At 70.6% G+C, this 15,327-nt stretch carries 12 protein-coding genes; 2 read left to right on the forward strand and 10 right to left on the reverse strand.

The genetic code is table 11. The features are described 5' to 3' along the window. Nucleotides 1-988 precede the first annotated feature (988 nt). Both CRP55_RS42955 and CRP55_RS42960 read right to left on the reverse strand, forming a co-directional pair. Nucleotides 989-2,149 carry a glycosyltransferase gene (locus CRP55_RS42955; protein WP_245923731.1) on the reverse strand — a complete coding sequence of 387 codons (1,161 nt, stop codon included), beginning with the start codon at nt 2,147-2,149 and terminating at the stop codon, nt 989-991. 66 nt (nt 2,150-2,215) lie between these two features. Beyond that, complete coding sequence (locus CRP55_RS42960; protein ID WP_097327788.1) at nt 2,216-3,361, reverse strand: glycosyltransferase family 4 protein; 1,146 nt, start codon at nt 3,359-3,361, stop codon at nt 2,216-2,218. Nucleotides 3,362-3,732: 371 nt separating this feature from the next. On the opposite strand from CRP55_RS42960, the gene CRP55_RS42965 reads away from it, so the two are divergent. Continuing rightward, complete coding sequence (locus CRP55_RS42965; RefSeq protein ID WP_097327883.1) at nt 3,733-4,281, forward strand: RNA polymerase sigma factor; 549 nt, start codon at nt 3,733-3,735, stop codon at nt 4,279-4,281. An 18-nt stretch (nt 4,282-4,299) separates the two neighbouring features. Here the strand turns inward: CRP55_RS42965 and CRP55_RS42970 are convergent, their stop codons facing one another. The 8 genes from CRP55_RS42970 to CRP55_RS43010 form a co-directional block, all read right to left on the reverse strand. Further along, nucleotides 4,300-5,517, reverse strand: coding sequence for a phytase (locus tag CRP55_RS42970; RefSeq protein ID WP_097327789.1), 1,218 nt, complete (start codon nt 5,515-5,517; stop codon nt 4,300-4,302). 59 nt (nt 5,518-5,576) lie between these two features. Beyond that, a complete protein-coding gene (locus tag CRP55_RS42975; protein ID WP_143235327.1) occupies nt 5,577-6,146 on the reverse strand; it encodes a hypothetical protein in 570 nt (189 codons plus the stop codon). A gap of 745 nt (nt 6,147-6,891) precedes the next feature. Next, nucleotides 6,892-7,623, reverse strand: a complete 732-nt coding sequence (locus CRP55_RS42980) for a dienelactone hydrolase family protein (protein WP_097327791.1) — start codon at nt 7,621-7,623, stop codon at nt 6,892-6,894. Nucleotides 7,624-8,386: 763 nt separating this feature from the next. Beyond that, nucleotides 8,387-11,152 (reverse strand): DUF6493 family protein, encoded by a 2,766-nt coding sequence (locus tag CRP55_RS42990; RefSeq protein ID WP_097327793.1) that lies wholly within the window; start codon nt 11,150-11,152, stop codon nt 8,387-8,389. Then, entirely contained in the window at nt 11,149-12,477 is a 1,329-nt protein-coding gene (locus CRP55_RS42995) for a hypothetical protein (protein WP_097327794.1), read from the reverse strand. The genes CRP55_RS42990 and CRP55_RS42995 overlap by 4 nt, the downstream gene beginning before the upstream one ends. Nucleotides 12,478-12,511: 34 nt before the next feature. Next, nucleotides 12,512-13,153, reverse strand: coding sequence for a response regulator transcription factor (locus CRP55_RS43000; RefSeq protein WP_097327795.1), 642 nt, complete (start codon nt 13,151-13,153; stop codon nt 12,512-12,514). Then, a complete protein-coding gene (locus CRP55_RS43005) occupies nt 13,150-14,169 on the reverse strand; it encodes a sensor histidine kinase (protein ID WP_179855592.1) in 1,020 nt (339 codons plus the stop codon). The genes CRP55_RS43000 and CRP55_RS43005 overlap by 4 nt, the downstream gene beginning before the upstream one ends. A 59-nt stretch (nt 14,170-14,228) precedes the next feature. Next, nucleotides 14,229-14,483 carry a hypothetical protein gene (locus CRP55_RS43010; RefSeq protein WP_143235331.1) on the reverse strand — a complete coding sequence of 85 codons (255 nt, stop codon included), beginning with the start codon at nt 14,481-14,483 and terminating at the stop codon, nt 14,229-14,231. A gap of 527 nt (nt 14,484-15,010) precedes the next feature. On the opposite strand from CRP55_RS43010, the gene CRP55_RS43015 reads away from it, so the two are divergent. After that, nucleotides 15,011-15,247, forward strand: a complete 237-nt coding sequence (locus CRP55_RS43015) for a hypothetical protein (RefSeq protein WP_097327798.1) — start codon at nt 15,011-15,013, stop codon at nt 15,245-15,247. Nucleotides 15,248-15,327 lie beyond the last annotated feature (80 nt).

A 15,327-nucleotide genomic window follows, 5' to 3' on the forward strand; every position in this document is an offset into this window, starting at 1 on the left:
GGCTCGGCCGGCCCGCCGCCGGCTGGGGGAGTTTGGGTGCAAACCAAGGTGGGCGGGTCGCTACCGCTGGGCGGGCTCTGGACGTTTAACTGCATGGTCGATAGAAACCCAGACCGCGGGCACGAGCGCCGCCAACTCATCGGACCCATGGCCCCACTGCTGGTGGCCTGGCGGCGCACTTTCGACGGTCATCCGCGCGTGGCTCCGGCCTTGGGCTCCAACTGGACGATATCCAGCTAGGGGCATTGTCTGATCCAACCTGAGCCTCGGCGGGCCATCCTGCTTCGTCGACCGTCTGAGCGTGAGGGATCTATCCGGTCCCTGGCCTGACGGGGCGTCTCTCGTCCTTCGCCGTCCGGGCATGAGCGCAGTCCGCTCCCTCGAGCGCGGCGGGCACCTCGTCTAGACGGTCGGAGCGTGAGAGAGCGGCCCACTCCCGAACGACGGCCAGGCGCCTCATCCCTCTGCGATCCGAGCGTGAGGGCACGGCCCATCCCGAGCGGCGGGCGGGCGCCTCATCCTTCTGCGGTTCGAGCGTGAGGGCATGGCTCGTTCTGTGTGGCTGGTGGGCGCTTTGTCCTTCTGCGGTTCGAGCGTGAGGGCGCGGCTCGTTCTGTGTGGCGGGTGGGCGCTTGTCCTTCTGTGGTCCGAGCGTGAGGGTACGGCGCATCCTGAGTGGCGGGCGGGCGCTCCATTTCTCAGAGGGGGCGAGCGCGAAGGTGATTCGACCTCGAGTCTCGGGCGGGCCGTTTCCTTGACTGTCCGGGCGTCCGAAGGTTGACCGTCGTCTGGCGGCGGTGGGGGGTCCGGTCCGTTGGCGCGACAGAGAGGGAGTTGGCCCCGAGGTCTGCCGAGCGCTGCCCGTTCCTATGACCGTTTCGGGCCAGAAGCGAACGGGCCTCTCTCTTCCTTCGCCGTCCGGGCATGAGCGCAGTCCGCTCCGCCGGGCGCGGCGGGCACCTCGTCCTAGACGGTGTGGGGTTTGTGGCTAAGGGGCGCTGATCTTTCGTGGGGTGTTCTGGCTTGGTTTGGGGGTGGCGGCCTTGTGGGCCTGGAGGAAGCCGTCTACCGAAGCCTGCCAAGGGAAGTGTTCGGCTCGGGATCGGGCGGCGGCTCGGCGGGTGGGCTCGGGGAGGGACAGGAGCTGCAGTAGGGCCTCGGCGTAAGCGGGGCCCTCGCCGGGGGCGGCCAGGCCGGCGGGGCCGGGTGGGCCGATTACCTCGGGTAGGGCGCTTTCGGAGCTGACCACCACGGGGGTGCCGCTTGCCAAGGTTTCCAAGGCGGCCAGGCCGAAGGTCTCGATGGGGCCGGGGGCTATGGCGGCGTCCACCGTGGCCAGCAGGGAGGCGAGCTCCTGTTGGTTGGTTATGTGGCCCAGGAAGCGGACGGGCAAGGTTCGGTCGGCGGCCTCCGACTGGAGGGTGGCGCGTAGGGGGCCGGTGCCGGCGACCAGCAGGACGGCGGGTACGCCTGCCTTACGCAGATGGTGCAGAGCCTCCAAGGAGCGGCGGGGCTTCTTCTCGGGGGAGAGGCGGCCGCAATGCAGGAGGAGTACGTCGTCCTGGGCCGACCAACGGGAGCGCAGCTCGGGATTGTGGTTGGTGGGGGTGAATCGTTCCAGGTCGACGCCCAAGGGCACGCGGGTGAGGTTAGTGGTGGCCAGCCGTTCGAACTCCGCGGCTGCCCAGGCTGTGGTGCAGACGATCTGGTCGTGGTCGGCGGCGGATCTCGCGTTCAACATGTCGCCGACGCGGCGGGCGGGCGCGGGGCCGAACAGACGCAGAAGGCCGGCCAACGACTCGTGCGAGACCATCATGGACGGTACGTCGTGGCGTTTCGCCCAGCGGCCCAGCCAGCGCAGGGTGGTGCGGTCGGAGACCTCGAGGCGGTCGGGGCGCAACGATTTCAGGGTGGAGCTCAAACGGGCGCGGTCCAGCAAAAGGCGGTAGCCGCCCATGCGGGGGACCAGAGGGCCGGGGAGGGTGATCACGCGGCCCTGGTCGGTGTCCTCGTCGGAGAAGTCAGGGCCGGGGATGATCAGGACCGGGTCGTGGCCGGCGGCGCGGTAGCCGGCGCCCAGATGGCGCAAAGCGGTGCGGAGGCCGCCGGAGCGGGGCATGACGAAGTTGGCAACCCGGACAATTCTCACTCGGTGGCTGACCTTCCGGTTCTGTGCGTGTGAAGAAAGATTTCATGCCCGGCTGTGAGGCGGCTGTCAGGCGGCCACAGGGGTTCTGCGGTGGAACAGCCCCAGGGTGCGGGCGGCGTCGTAGTGCGCCAGAAGCTCCTCGCCCACGGCGTACCAGCTGCGGCCCTCGATGGCGTGGCGGGCGGCGGCGCCGAAGGAGGCGCGTTTCTCCGGGTCGGCGGCCAATGCCCGTACAGCGTCGGTGAAGCCCTGAGATTGGAAAGGGGGAACCAGGTAACCGGTGTGACCGTGGTGGACGAGGTCGACGGGACCGCCGGCATTGGGCGCGACGACGGGCAGGCCGCTGGCCATGGCCTCCTGCACCGCCTGGCCGAACGTCTCGTAGGGGCCGGTATGCGCGAAAACGTCGAAGCTGGCGTAAATGCGCGCCAGTTGGGTGCCGCGGCGTACACCCAGAAAAAGCGCGGCCGGGAGGGCCTTGCGCAACTGCGGCGAGGCCGGGCCATCTCCGACGATCACCAGACGTACGCCGGGGAGATGGCTCACGTCCGCAAGGAGGTCGATCTGCTTCTCGACGGCCAAGCGGCCGACGAAGCCGACGACGACCTCGCCGTTCGGGGCGAGGGCGCGGCGCAGGCCGGAGCTGCGGCGGGCCGGATGGAAGAGGACGTCGTCGACGCCGCGGCGCCAGAGGTGGACCCGCTCGACGCCGTGAGTGGTCAGTGCGGCGGCCGATTCTGTCGATGGCACCAGAGTGCGTGATGCGAGGTTGTGCACAGTGCGGATCCAGCGCCAGGCGGCGCCCTCGGTCATGCCGACCTTGTAGGCGCGGGCGTACGCGGCCACGTCGGTCTGGTAGACGGCGACGGTGGGCAGCTTGAGCGTGCGGGCGGCGGCCATGCCCCAGGCGCCGAGCACGAACGGGCTGGCCAGGTGGACGACCTGAGTGCCGTGGGCGCGCAGGGCCGCGGTCAGGGTGGGTGTGGGCAGACCGAGCCGGATCTGGGGATAGCCGGGCATCGGCAGAGAAGGCATCCGCACCACGGGGTACGGGACGGTGACCGGCACATCGCGGACCGCGGGGGGCGGCTGCGGAGCGATCACCAGGGGGTCGTGTCCGCGGTGCAGCAGGTGTTCGGCCGTGCGCACCACCGAGTTCGCGACCCCGTTCACGTCGGGGAGGAACGACTCCGTGACCAGAGCGACTCGCATGCAGTCACCATGAGCGCTGCCGATGTCCGGACTGTGGCCGACGTACGAACGGCGACCGACGACTGGGAGCCGCAGCGTACTGCCGATTCTGAAGGTCTGCTGTATCGGCGTACGTCGCTGAATTCAGGGCGTTATGTCTTCGTTACCAGAGAACGAGAACGGGAGCGCCGGCGGCCGCATCACACCAGACGACAGGTAGACGCCGCTTTACGGGGGGGCGGCGAGTACCAAGGTTCAGTGCGGCACCCGGTCGGTTGGCCGGCCGGGTGCCGCGAACATCCTTTGTGGCCGGATGAGCCGTATCGACCGATCTTGCTGGGCGTGGACGCCGCCGTATGATGAGGACGCTGAAGATCGAATACGGGGGCGGTATGCGAGACGATCAGCAGGAGGAACTGGCGCGCCTGGCGGCGGCCGGTGACCAGGCGGCCCTGGAACAGCTGCTCGGGGCGATCCGGACGAGCGTCCTGCGGCGATGCGCGAGGTTCCTGCCGTGCTATCAGGACGCGGAAGAGGCGGCGCAGGACGTGCTGCTGCAGGTCGCGCGCAACATCGGGCGGTTCGAGGGGCGGGCACAGTTCTCGACCTGGCTCCACGTGATCATCGCGAACTGCGCACGTCAGACGTACCGGTCGCTGAAGAGGCGGGCCGCCGAGCAGGCACACGCCCTGCCGCCGGTCGACGTGCCGGACCCGCGAACCACGAGCGTGATCGCGGGCTCGCGGCTCGACCTGCTGGACGCGCTGGAACTGCTGGAGTCGTCACGGCCCGAGCTGGTGGCGCCGCTCGTGCTGAGAGACGTCTGCCAGCTCGACTACCGCGAGATCGCGACCCACCTCGGGGTGCCGGAGGGAACGGTCAAGTCCCGCATCCACCACGCCCGAGGAGCGGTCCGGCCGCTGCTGGCACCCCAGTTCTAGCCCCGTCTCGCCGCGCGTCTAGCGCAGCTTCAGGGCGCGCCAGTCGACGTACTTGAAGTCGGTGCTGACGCGGCCGCCGTCGGGTGTGTTCTCGCCGTCGTGGAGCACCAGCAGGCCGTTCGGGAATCCGGGCAGCGGCTCGGCGGTCGCGGCCGCGCCGTCGGAGTGCTGCACGCCGTCGGCGCGTTTGCCGTCGACGACCGAGAAGCTGGTCACCGGGCGGTTCGTGCGGCGATCGTACACATAGAACTTGCTGTCGCCCTGGCTCGAGACGATCAGGTAACCACTCTTCTTGCCGGTGGGATAGATGGTGGTGCCCTCGACGTCGGCGGCGATGCGGCCGCCGAACTCGGTCGTGCCGAGCGTGCACTCCTCGGTCTCCGGGTCGTACGTGCCGGGGGCGCCGAACTGGGCGACCTTCTCGACCACGCGCGGGATGCCGGCGAACCGGTCACGGTCGAGAGGGATGCGCCAGAGGGCGACATCCTCCTGGGCCGCGTAGAGGACGCCGGCCTCGGCGTCGACGACCATGCCCTCGACCTGCGGGTCCTCGCCCGGCTCGAGGCAGGGCGACCAGGTGGCGCCGTTCGGGAGCGCGAACTGTTTCGGCAGGTCGAGCGTGTCGGTCACCCGGTAGCCGATGCGTCCGCCGCGCTGCTCCTCCAGACGGAAGATGCCGAGGCGGGTGCTGTGGCGGCGGCTGACCACCGCGTAGCGCTCGTACGTGGCGAGGCCGTACCCGGTGGCCTGGGTCTCGACTTCGGCCTGGTCGCGCGAGAAGAGCAAAGGAGCATTGTCGGCGGTGACGTCGGTGAGGTGCCCGCTGCGCCGCTCGATCCGGTAGATCCGCAGCTGATCGCGCCCGCGGTCGGTCACGACGGCCAGGTCGTGCTTCTGCGGGCCGAACCCACTGATCAGGTCGACGTTGTTGAACCGGCCACCCTCGGGCGGCAGGATCGACTGCACCTCCCGGCCGGCCAGGTCGTAGACCCGCAGGCCGCCGTTCTTGGCGGTGCCGATGACCCGGCTGCGCGAACGGTCGGCCCGGTTGACCCAGATCGCGGGATCGTCGGCGTCAGCGTCCCCGCCGGCCTCGTCGTCGAAGAGGGCTGGCGTCTCCACGATCGCGGTGATCTCGCGCTTGGAGTCGCCCGCGGGCTTGCCGGAGGCCTGCGCGGGTGCCGCGACAGCGGTGGTCAGTGCGACAAGAACAACGATCCCTGCGGTACGGCGCATGGCGCCGAGCCTAGCCCGGCCCGCCAAGAAACCGGGTGGACGGCCGTTGAACGGAAGGTTCAGGTTCGGACTCTGCCCCGCAGCAGCATGAGAACCATGGCGACCGCGCCGGCCAGACCGGCGGCGGTGATCAGCACAAGCCCGGCGCCGAGGTGCACTTGGACAGCATTGCTGAAAGCGTCGCCGATGCCGAACGGATCGTCGGGCCCGGACGAAAGAGAGTCCCGCAACTCGTTCTCGGTCGACCGCAGATCCACGATCTTCCAGACACCGATGATGAACAGCGCCAGAGCACTACCGATGGCGACGACGTTGGTGACGATCGTGGCCAAGGAGGGAAGCCGGGGACCACGGATCCGCAGCCCGGCACCGGCGGCCAGGACAAGCCCGAGCACCAGGGTGATCCACCCGTCGGCCCCGTCCGTGCCGGAGACACTGACCGTCCCGAGAATAGGCGCGCTGATGCTGGCCCAGGGCAGAAGCGACCCGACAACAGCCGCGACACCGGCGGCCAGAACCACCCACCCCGCAATCAGTGGCCGCGACGCCTGAGCCGGCGGCGCAACGGCACCCGGGTAGTAGGGATGACCCGGCGGCTGCTGGTAGTAGCCCGGACCTTGCCCCGGCACCCCGGCCAGTCCCGGAGGCGGGTAGGTGTCGGGTTGTGGGTAGCCCTCCGGCGTGGGCGCCGGGTAGCCGCCAGGTTGTTGGAAGCCCTCCGGCGTGGGCGCTGGGTAGCCGCCGGGTTGTTGGTAGCCCTCGGCAGCCGGCGGGTAGGTGCCGGGTTGTTGAAGGCCCTCCGGTGCGGGTGGTTGGTAGGTGCTGGGCGGTTGGTAGCCCTCGGGCGCGGGAGGTTGGTGAGCGCCGGATTGTTGGTAGCCCTCCTGCGAAGGCTGTTGATAGGTCCCGGGCGGCGGCGGGGTGTGGGAGCCCGGGCCGTCAGGCTGCTGCCAGTAGGCGTTCGGATCCTGCGGCTGCGGCTGCGGCTGCGGCGCTGCTGGCGGCTGCGGGTGTAACCCGGATGGCGCCCACTGCCAGTAGGCATCCTCAGCCTGCGGCTGTGGAGCAGTCGGCGGCTGCGGTTGTTGGCCGGCTGGGATCTGTGGTTGCTGCTCGGCCGGGGCTTGAGGCTGTTGCGTGGTCGACCCTTCGGGATGCTGCCAGAAGGCGTCCGAGGGCTGAGGCTCTTGGCGGAGCGGGTCGGCAGTGGGGTGGCTGGGTTCGGGGTTCGGGTGTTCGGCCGAGGGGTCCTGCCATGGGTGCTGCGGCGGGTGGGACACGGCGGAACTCCTCGGCGGGTCGGGCTTGGCGATGGTGATACGGCTGGGCCGCATCACTCACCTGTCGGCATGTGGGGCGGGGTGTTGAGCATCCTCACCGGCGGGTCAGGAACGAGATTCCCTCGTAGAGCGCCAGGTCGGTGAGGACCGGATCGTGGCGGGGGCCGATGTCGCGCATGAAGGCGTGCTCGCCACCGGCGTACACGTGAAGCTCCAGGTCTTCCAAGCCGGCGGCATAGAGGGCGGAGATCACCTTGAGCCGGGCGTCGGCCGGCACGTGCGGATCCTGCGAGCCGAAGATGACCATCAGCCGGCCGTGGATGTCGGCGGCGCGGGCCAGCGAACCGGGATCGTCGGCGCCGAGCGAGCCGTTCTGAAGGCCGGTCGGGTAGAAGCAGACGGTCGACAGCACCCGAGGGTCGAAGGCGGCCCGGAAAGCCAGGTGCCCGCCGAGACAGAACCCGACCACCGAGAGGGTCGTGACGTCGTCCCGGTTCTCCAGGAAGTCGAGCACCGCCACCCGATCGGAGTCGAACTGCGCCGTCGTCGTCTCGGCGGCCGCGGCCAGACCTGCCTGCTTCCCGGCGTCGTCGAACTCGAGGGCGACCCCCGCGACCTCCCCGCGCGGATAGATCTCCGGCACGCACACGACGAACCCGGCCGAGGCGAGCCGCCGAGCGGTCCGCAGCGTCGACTCGGTGAGCTGGAAAATGTCGGTGTAGAGCACGACTCCGGGAAGCGGCTCTTCGCCAACAGGCCTGATCACCTTGGACCGGATCTCGCAGTCGGGTGCGGCGATCCGCACCTCGTCCTCACGCAACTTCATGCCGACCGACCCTACTGGCGTTCCCCCGGCCACCCAGCCGCGGCAGCACCCTGTCACGCTCCGGAGGCATTCCCGCAGCTGCCCCGCCCTGAGAAACGCCGCGCCGCAGCCGCGAGCGGTCGTCGGTGCGTCCGATGTTCGGCGGTGGGCCGGCGTGAACGCGGGGCGGCCCGTCGAATGTGTTTGGTCGTACTGCGCTGCACCGGCTACTGGGCCTGAGCTGGACCGGGCCGCCCTGCGCTTGGTTGCCCGTGTTGTGCTGGGCCCCGTTGTGCTGGGCCCCGTTGTGCTGGGCCCCGTTGTGCTGGGCCCCGTTGTGCTGGGCCCCGTTGTGCTGGGCCCCGTTGTGCTGGGCCCCGTTGTGCTGGGCCCCGTTGTGCTGGACCCCGCTGTGCCGGACCGCGTTGTGCTGGACCGCGCAACGCCGCGCTGCTCTCTGCGAGCCGCATCGTGCTGGACCGAGCCGGGCGGGGCCAAGCCGGGCGGGGCCGAGCCGAGCCGGGCCGAGCCTGGCCGAGCCGGGCCGAGCCGAGCCTGGCCGAGCCGGGCCGAGCCGAGCCGGGCCGGGCCGGGCCGGGCCGAGTTGCTGCTGCGCTGGGCTGCGAGGGCTTGGTCGGGCGGGGCGGCGCGGGGCTTGGGGCGGGCGGCGCGGGGCTTAGGTCGGGCGACACGGGGCTTAGGTCGGGCGGCGCAAGGCTTGGGGCGGGCGGGGGCGGGGTTTGGGTCGGGTGGGGCGGCGTGGGGCTGGGTGGCTGGGGTGTGGTCAGCGGGTCAGTACGGAATGTAGGCGCTTGGCCTCTTTTGCGAAGCGGGAGTTGCCTTTCTGTTTGGCGGCTTCGGGCAACTGTGGGAGATGGGCTCGGGTGCCGGTTGCGGTGGCTACCTGGGTTGCCAGCTCCAGCAAGTCGGGCAGGCCACGGGGTGCGGGGGCGAGAAGTCGTGGAAGCGCTGTGGCCAGGGCCTGCCAGACGGCGGTGGAGGCGCCGGCTCGGTGGGCGTCGGCCAAGGCGGGTACGACCCGGTTGAGTTTGATCAGGCCTAGGGCGCCCAGGTCACCTAGGTCTCGGCCGACCGCGGTGGCGAATGACGCGGTAGTCGCGAGGGTGGGGGCTGAATGTGGGGGTGGCTCGGAAGTGGTGGGGCGGTCGGAGTCGGGGCGGGCGGCCAAAGTCAGGAAGGCGTCTACTGCGGCTACGCGGTCGGGCTCGTGGCGGGCGGCCAGGCCGTAGGCCAAGGCGAGGGTCATGGCGGGGCCGATGGGGCCGTTGCAGTCGGCCAGCAGTGGGAGCAGAGGGCCGGCGCCGCGCTGGTCCTCGTCGGCACCGGCGGACAGGTCGGGAAGGGCCCAGGCGGCCAGGACCTCGCGATGGTGGGGCAACGTGGCGGTGAGGATGCTGCCGTTCAGGATCTGGTCGTGGGCGAAGACGTGTTTCACCTCGCGGCGTCGCAGAGTGACCAGCTGGTCCTCCACGCGCAGCAGCGGGGCGCGAGTGGGGGTCAGATTCACCGACAGGCGGGCTACCGCGGGCGGTTGTACGGGGTCGGGCTCTGGGCCGGCGTGCCATTCGAACTTGCGGCCGGCTGCCTGTTCGATGCGGGTGCTTGTGGGGTCGGCCAGGCCGCCGGCGGTCAGCCAGTCGGCCATCTTGCGGCCGGCGGGGGAGGTCAGGTCGGCGGCCACCGCGGGGTCGCTGTCTCGGGGGAGGCGCAGGAGGGCCTGCTCCAGGTCGAGGGGCCACGGCTCTCGGCCGGCGGCCTCGAAGCGGCGGATGCGGTCGGCCAGGACCGTGGCGTCGAGGCTGCCGTTCACCAAGGTCGGGGTGGCGAGCAGCTCGGGGACGGGTGAGCGGAGGATGCGGACGTAGAGCTCGGCCACCCGCAGGGACAATAGGCGGTCGGGCGGCTCTGAAAGGACTGGGCTGCCGATCGTCCACGGGGCGTTGACGGTGGCCATCAGGCGGTGCCAGCGGCCTTTCTCGGCCTGGTCGAAGGTGGGGTCGGCCAGGCGGCGGATCGCGGCGGCCAGGAAGGACATGCGAGGGCGGGGCTGCCAATGGTCCTCGGCGAAGTGCTCGGCGTGGCGGGTCAGCAGCGGGGTGAGCGCGGCGGCCAGGGCGGGGGTCTCGCCGGCGGCATGCAGGGTGACCAGGCCGGCCAGGATGCGCTCCCAGCGGACGGCGGTCTCCTCGTGCAGCAGGGCTGCCACCTCGGTGGCCAGCTCGGCCGCTGAAGTGATCGGGGGTGGCATCTCGGCCACCGCCGGGGACGGCAGCAGCTCGATGACGCCGGGGACCGGCGTGGGCTCCTCCGTGCCGAAGAGCTCGGCGGCCCGCGCGGCCAGGTCGCCGCCGAGACCTCGAGCCAAAGCGGCCAGGCGGTCGAGGGCTGCTGTGTCGAGGTGGTCAGCGGAGCGTTTGAGATGTTGGGCGGTCAGGGTCAGGGCTCGCTCCTGGATGTCCAGGGCGGGATGGCCGAAGGCGACGGCGATCGTCTCGAGGATCTCGGGAGATCGGGCGGGCGTGCGGCGTGCGGCCTTGTCCAGCCACGACAGCTGGGACTTGACCAGGACCTTTTCCTTGCGGAGAAGGGTGTGGCGGCTGACCTCCAGGAGGGTCTCGAGGTCCAGCAGGCCGGCGTCGTCGACGGTGCGCAGGGCGCGCTGGGACAGACCGGCCACCGTGGACGGGGCGTCGGGCAGCAGGCCCGCGTAGTCGACGGCGTGTGTGGCTGACTCGTCGAGCGTGGGAGCGAGCGCCTCGTGAAGCATGACGAACGGGCGCAGTGAGGAAGGGCGGCCGCCGCGAACCAGGCGGTCGATGGTGGCGGCCAGGATCTCCTTGCGGTCGAGGCGGCCCTCGGCGACCAGCTGGGCGGTCACCGCGGGGAAGACCGGCTCGTCGATCCAGGAGTTGGTGGCGGGGTCCATCGTGCCGCGGTTGAGCTCCGCGCCCAAGCCGTCGATCTCGAACAGGGCCGGGAGCAGCAGATCGAGATAGGGCGTGGCGCGGAACTTGTCGATCGGCGGCACCGGCGGGCGCTCCCACGGGCTGCGGAGCATCTCGTCGAGCCAGCAGCGGACCACCGGCTCGGTCACCGGTGGGTTGGCGCCCGACTCGGCCAGCAGGGTGGCGACGAGTTTCCAGCCGCCCGTCCACGTGTCGTCCATGGAGAGCCTGACGGCCAGGCGGGTGGCCAGATCACCGAGCCACGACAGCTCGCGGCCCCGGACGATTTCGAGCAGGCGGGGGATCGGGATCTGCTGCCACTTGTCGCGGATGTCGCGGCGCAGGAGCAGGCGGGCCGCGCGAGGGGCCGAGGGCATCGTGCCGAGCACGGCCAGGGCGAAGCCGCCGGTCGGGTCGGTGGCGGGGCGCCACCAGTCTTTCGGCGTCAGGGCCTTGATGTGCGTCTCGACCTCGGCGGCGAACGCCACGCGCTCCTCCTCGGTGGCCTTGAGCAGCAGCGAAGTCACCCCGAGGGTGTCGCCGTTCTCGGCGCGGCGCCGCACCACTTCCCACTCGAGGCTCATGCCTTCACCTCGTCTGCGATGACGCCGGAGCGGACCAGGCGGACGGCGAGCGCGTGCTTGCACGGGCCACGCTCGCCGCGATGTCTGGCCCACCACCAACATGTGCAGGAGCCGTCATGACGTACGTGATAAAGCTCGTCGCCGTTGCGAACCACCGCGGTCTCGCCCTCGAGAGTCACCGCGCCCGCGGTGACCAGGGCCCGCGCACCGGCCAGGCGGGGGTTCATGTCGGCCACGGCGTCGGCCGAATAGGGCAGCGTGCGGTGGAAGTAGCCGGCCTCGGCGACGTCGTAGCCCACCCGACCGGCCGTGCCGAGCTGGGTCAGCGCGTCACGCACGCGAGCCGCGGTCAGACCGGCCGCGACGGCCAGCGCGTCCACGTCGATCGTCGGGTCCCAGGACAGCAGCACGCTGACCAGGTCGGCGTCGTCGGCGGCCTCGTCACTGGCCAGTGACTCGAGCACCGAGCCCTCGCCGGAGAAGCCCCGATAAGGCTCGGGTGAGAGGGCCAGCGACAGTCGCTGCGACGGGGTGCTCAGCTCCCACGTGCTCGCGACCGGGCCGCTGCCGGCGGTGACCGGCGGACCGTAGACCCGCAGCGTGATGGCATGACGCAGGAAGGGCTTGAGCGCGGCCAGGCGGCCGGCGCCGGGCAGGCAGACCGCGCCCGGTGTGGGCCGCGACGTCATCCGCAGGGAACGGCCGGCGGGCACCGCCCAGAGCACCGACCGGTCACCGGCGGAAAGCCGGTTGAGCAGGGCACGGGCCTCGACGGCGCCGAGCTCGGCCCGCGGGTCGAAGCGGGCGGTGAGCACCTGGGCCTCGGCGAAACCGCGCAGCCAGCGCGACGGCAGCGGCACCTTGCGCTCGACGACCGGGCCGTCGAACGTCGTCACGGTCAGATCGTCGGGGCCGACGGCCAGGTGCATCGGATCGGCGCGGCCGACCCGGCTCAGGGCGCGCTGCAACGGCACGTTGACGTCCACATTGGTGGTGCCGTGGGCGACGATCTCGCCGTCGATGCCGGTGGGCAGCACATCGAGCCGGGCGTAGACGCCGCAGCAGCCGGAGAAGGACTCGAAGCGCAGCCGGTCGCTGCCGGCGGTCACCACCGGGTCGAGGCTGGCCGGGCTGAGCGGCCGGAAATAGCGGGTGCGGGCGACCTCGGCCACCGCGAGCAGACCCGCCGAGGCGGCGCCCGGATCGGTCAGGAAACCGGCGAAGAAGCGCGGATGCTCCGCCGGGCCGCCGGAGGTCTGCAAAGCGAGCCCGGAGGGGGCGAGCACCGAGGAGCCGAGGTATGAGTACGCAGCCGCGTTTGCCATGGCGGACAAGCTAGGGGGTGGGTACGACAAGTTTCTAGGGCAGCCGGCGGCGGGCCGCGTAGGTCGCCGCTTCGGCCCGGTTCCGGGCGCCGATCTTCGCGAAGGCGTTGTTGATGTGGGTCTTCACGGTGGCCTCGGCTATGAACAGTTCGGCCGCGATCTCGGCGTTCGTGCGGCCCAGCGCGATCCGGCCCAGCACCTCGGCCTCGCGCGGTGTCAGGCCGTCCGGAAGCTGCGGCGGTGGTGCCACGGGCGTACCGGAGAAGGTCTGTGCGATGCGGGCGGCGACGACCGGATCGAGCAGAGAGTGCCCGGTGGCGGCCGCTCGCAGCGCCATGCCGATCTCGGCGCGCCCGGCGTCCTTGGTCAGGTAGCCGCGCGCGCCGGCGGCCAGCGCCCCCGCGATCGAGTCGTCGTCGGCGTAGGTGGTCAACACGACCACGGCGACGGCGGGATGCCGGTCGCGGATGCGGGCGGTCGCGGTGATGCCGTCGAGGACGGGCATGCGCAGGTCCATCAGCACCACGTCGGGCTCGTGCTCGGCGACCAGGGCCAGCGCCTGTGCGCCGTCGGCGGCGGCGCCGACCACCGTCACCTCGGCGATGAGATCGAGCAGGGCGGTCAGACCCTCCCGGACGAGCTGCTGATCGTCGGCCACGACCACCCGCAGAGTCATCTCGGGACCTCCGCCACGACCTGCCACATCCCGTCGGCGGCGCCGGCCTCGAGAGTGCCACCGGCCAGGGCCAGCCGCTCCCGGGCGCCGACGAGCCCGTAACCGCCATCTGACGAGGTCGGGCCACACTCGTTGACGACGGTGAGGCGTACGGCCGAATTTGTGTATTCCAGCGAAACGGTCACCTCGGCGCGCGGGGCATGTTTGGCGGCGTTGGTCAAAGCCTCGCGCGCGGTCCGCACGAGGGCGACCTCAGCCGCCGGATTGAGGTTGTGCGCGCTTCCTCGCGTACACAATGAGATCTGAACGCCGTGATCAGCGCGATGCGCCGCAGCGAGATCAGCCAGCGCCCGAGGCAGCGGAGAAACGTCGGCCCGAAGGGCCGCAACCGCGGACCGTGCCTCCGTCAAACCGTCCCGGGCCAGCTTGCGAGCCCTACGGACGCGGGTCGCGGCGGCGGTCAGGTCACGCTTCTCCGTCAACTCGGCCTCCGCGACCTCCAGCTGTACGGCGAGAGCACCCAGCGAATGAGCGAGAACATCATGGAGTTCGCGGGCGATGCGGGCGCGCTCGTCCAAAGCGGCGGCGCGCGCCTGTGCCTCGTGGGTCCGGGCGCGCTCCTCGGTACGAAGGCGGTGCTCCCGGCGGTGCAGGCTGAAAAGCACCACGATGACGATCACGGCGGCCTGGGCGAGCATGGCGCTGCTTCGGATGCTGAACGACATGACGGCCAGAACGGCGGCGGTGAGGCCGAGGATCGCCCACAGAGGAATCCTCGGCAGCATCACGAAAATGAACAGGGCGGAGAAGAGGAAAAGCTGCGCCGAACCGTCACCCGCGGCGCCGACGACCGCGGCCGGCAGAAGAGCGGCCAGGGCCAGCGACGTCCGCGCCAGGCGTGGCCACCGGTGATCGGTGGCCACGAAGACGAGCCAGCAGGCGAAGGCGGCGGCGAGCGGAATCGTCGCCTGCCCGAGAAGCGCCCAAATCAGCAGGACACTGAGCGCGATCCGCACGATCCACCCTGTCTCAGGGTCGTCCGCGCGAACGAGAGCCGCGGCCCGGCGCAGCATGGTCAAGCGCGTTCCCGCACGAGGTCGAGGATGATCTCCACCATGAGCAGACGGTAGGCGACGAAAGCCAGGACCACCACCACGAGAACCGCGACGATCGCGGCGACGAGCTTGCCGGTCACCTTGCTACCCTCCTTCTCCAGAACCCGATCGGCGATCGTCGCGGCGAGGCGTGTGGCCCGGCTGCCGTGCTTGTCCCCGGTGATCAGATAGTTCGCGGCCCGGACGGCGGGCCGGCGGTCCATGTCCTTGGTCATGGCAAGGAAGCTACGGACGAACCCGGGTGGAGAAGGACCACCGAGAGATGGAGAAAAGGGTGGAGCCGCCTACGAGACGACCTGGATCGCTTGCAGGAAGAGGATGACCAGCTTGGCGATCGCCACAACGGCGACGATCCCGGCGATGTACGGCGCGATTTCCGGCTTGCCCATGTCGGCTGCCCCTTTCCCGAAGAGGCCAGGGATGTGACCGCGGCGGGCCACGCCGAACCCCGCCGGAGCACGTGAGAAGCGCTACGTCGCTGCGGTGAACCACCTGCGGCCATTGCCGCGGATCGAATGCGATGGATAGCGTCGGGATGTGTCTCCGGGGCGGAGCAGAATTCCCACCGGACTCCGCGTCATAGCGGCGTTCTGGGTGATCATTGGGACCGTGATCGGCGTCGGCAGCCTCACCATGCTCGTGCCTGACCTGCGGGCGGCGCACGGCGAGGGAGCCTCCGCGCCAAAGATGCGGTTGGTTCGGCGATTTCAGGAGCGACGACGGCAGGGACGTGCGTACGGACATGGAACTGTCCGGAGGGCTGCCGGCCGGAGCGAAGGTGGGCGACGTCATAGCGGCACGCGACACCGGAAGCCTGACCGCGATCTACTTGCTCACCGGCGACCACAGATGGAAGCAGACGGCGGGATTCGCGGCGCTGGGCCTGGGCGCCTGCCTGATCGGCCTGCTCGTCCTCCAGCCGTGGTCGTGGCTGCGCAGATGGCAGAGCCAGAAAGCGCTTGCCACCGAAGCGGAGTGACAGTCAGTCGAGGTCGTCGCATCTTCGCGCGTTCGAGCGCGCCCAGATCACCCAGCGCGCCCAGATCACCCAGCGCGCCC

It is taken from the genome of Paractinoplanes atraurantiacus, from assembly GCF_900215205.1.
Lineage (GTDB): Bacteria > Actinomycetota > Actinomycetes > Mycobacteriales > Micromonosporaceae > Actinoplanes > Actinoplanes atraurantiacus.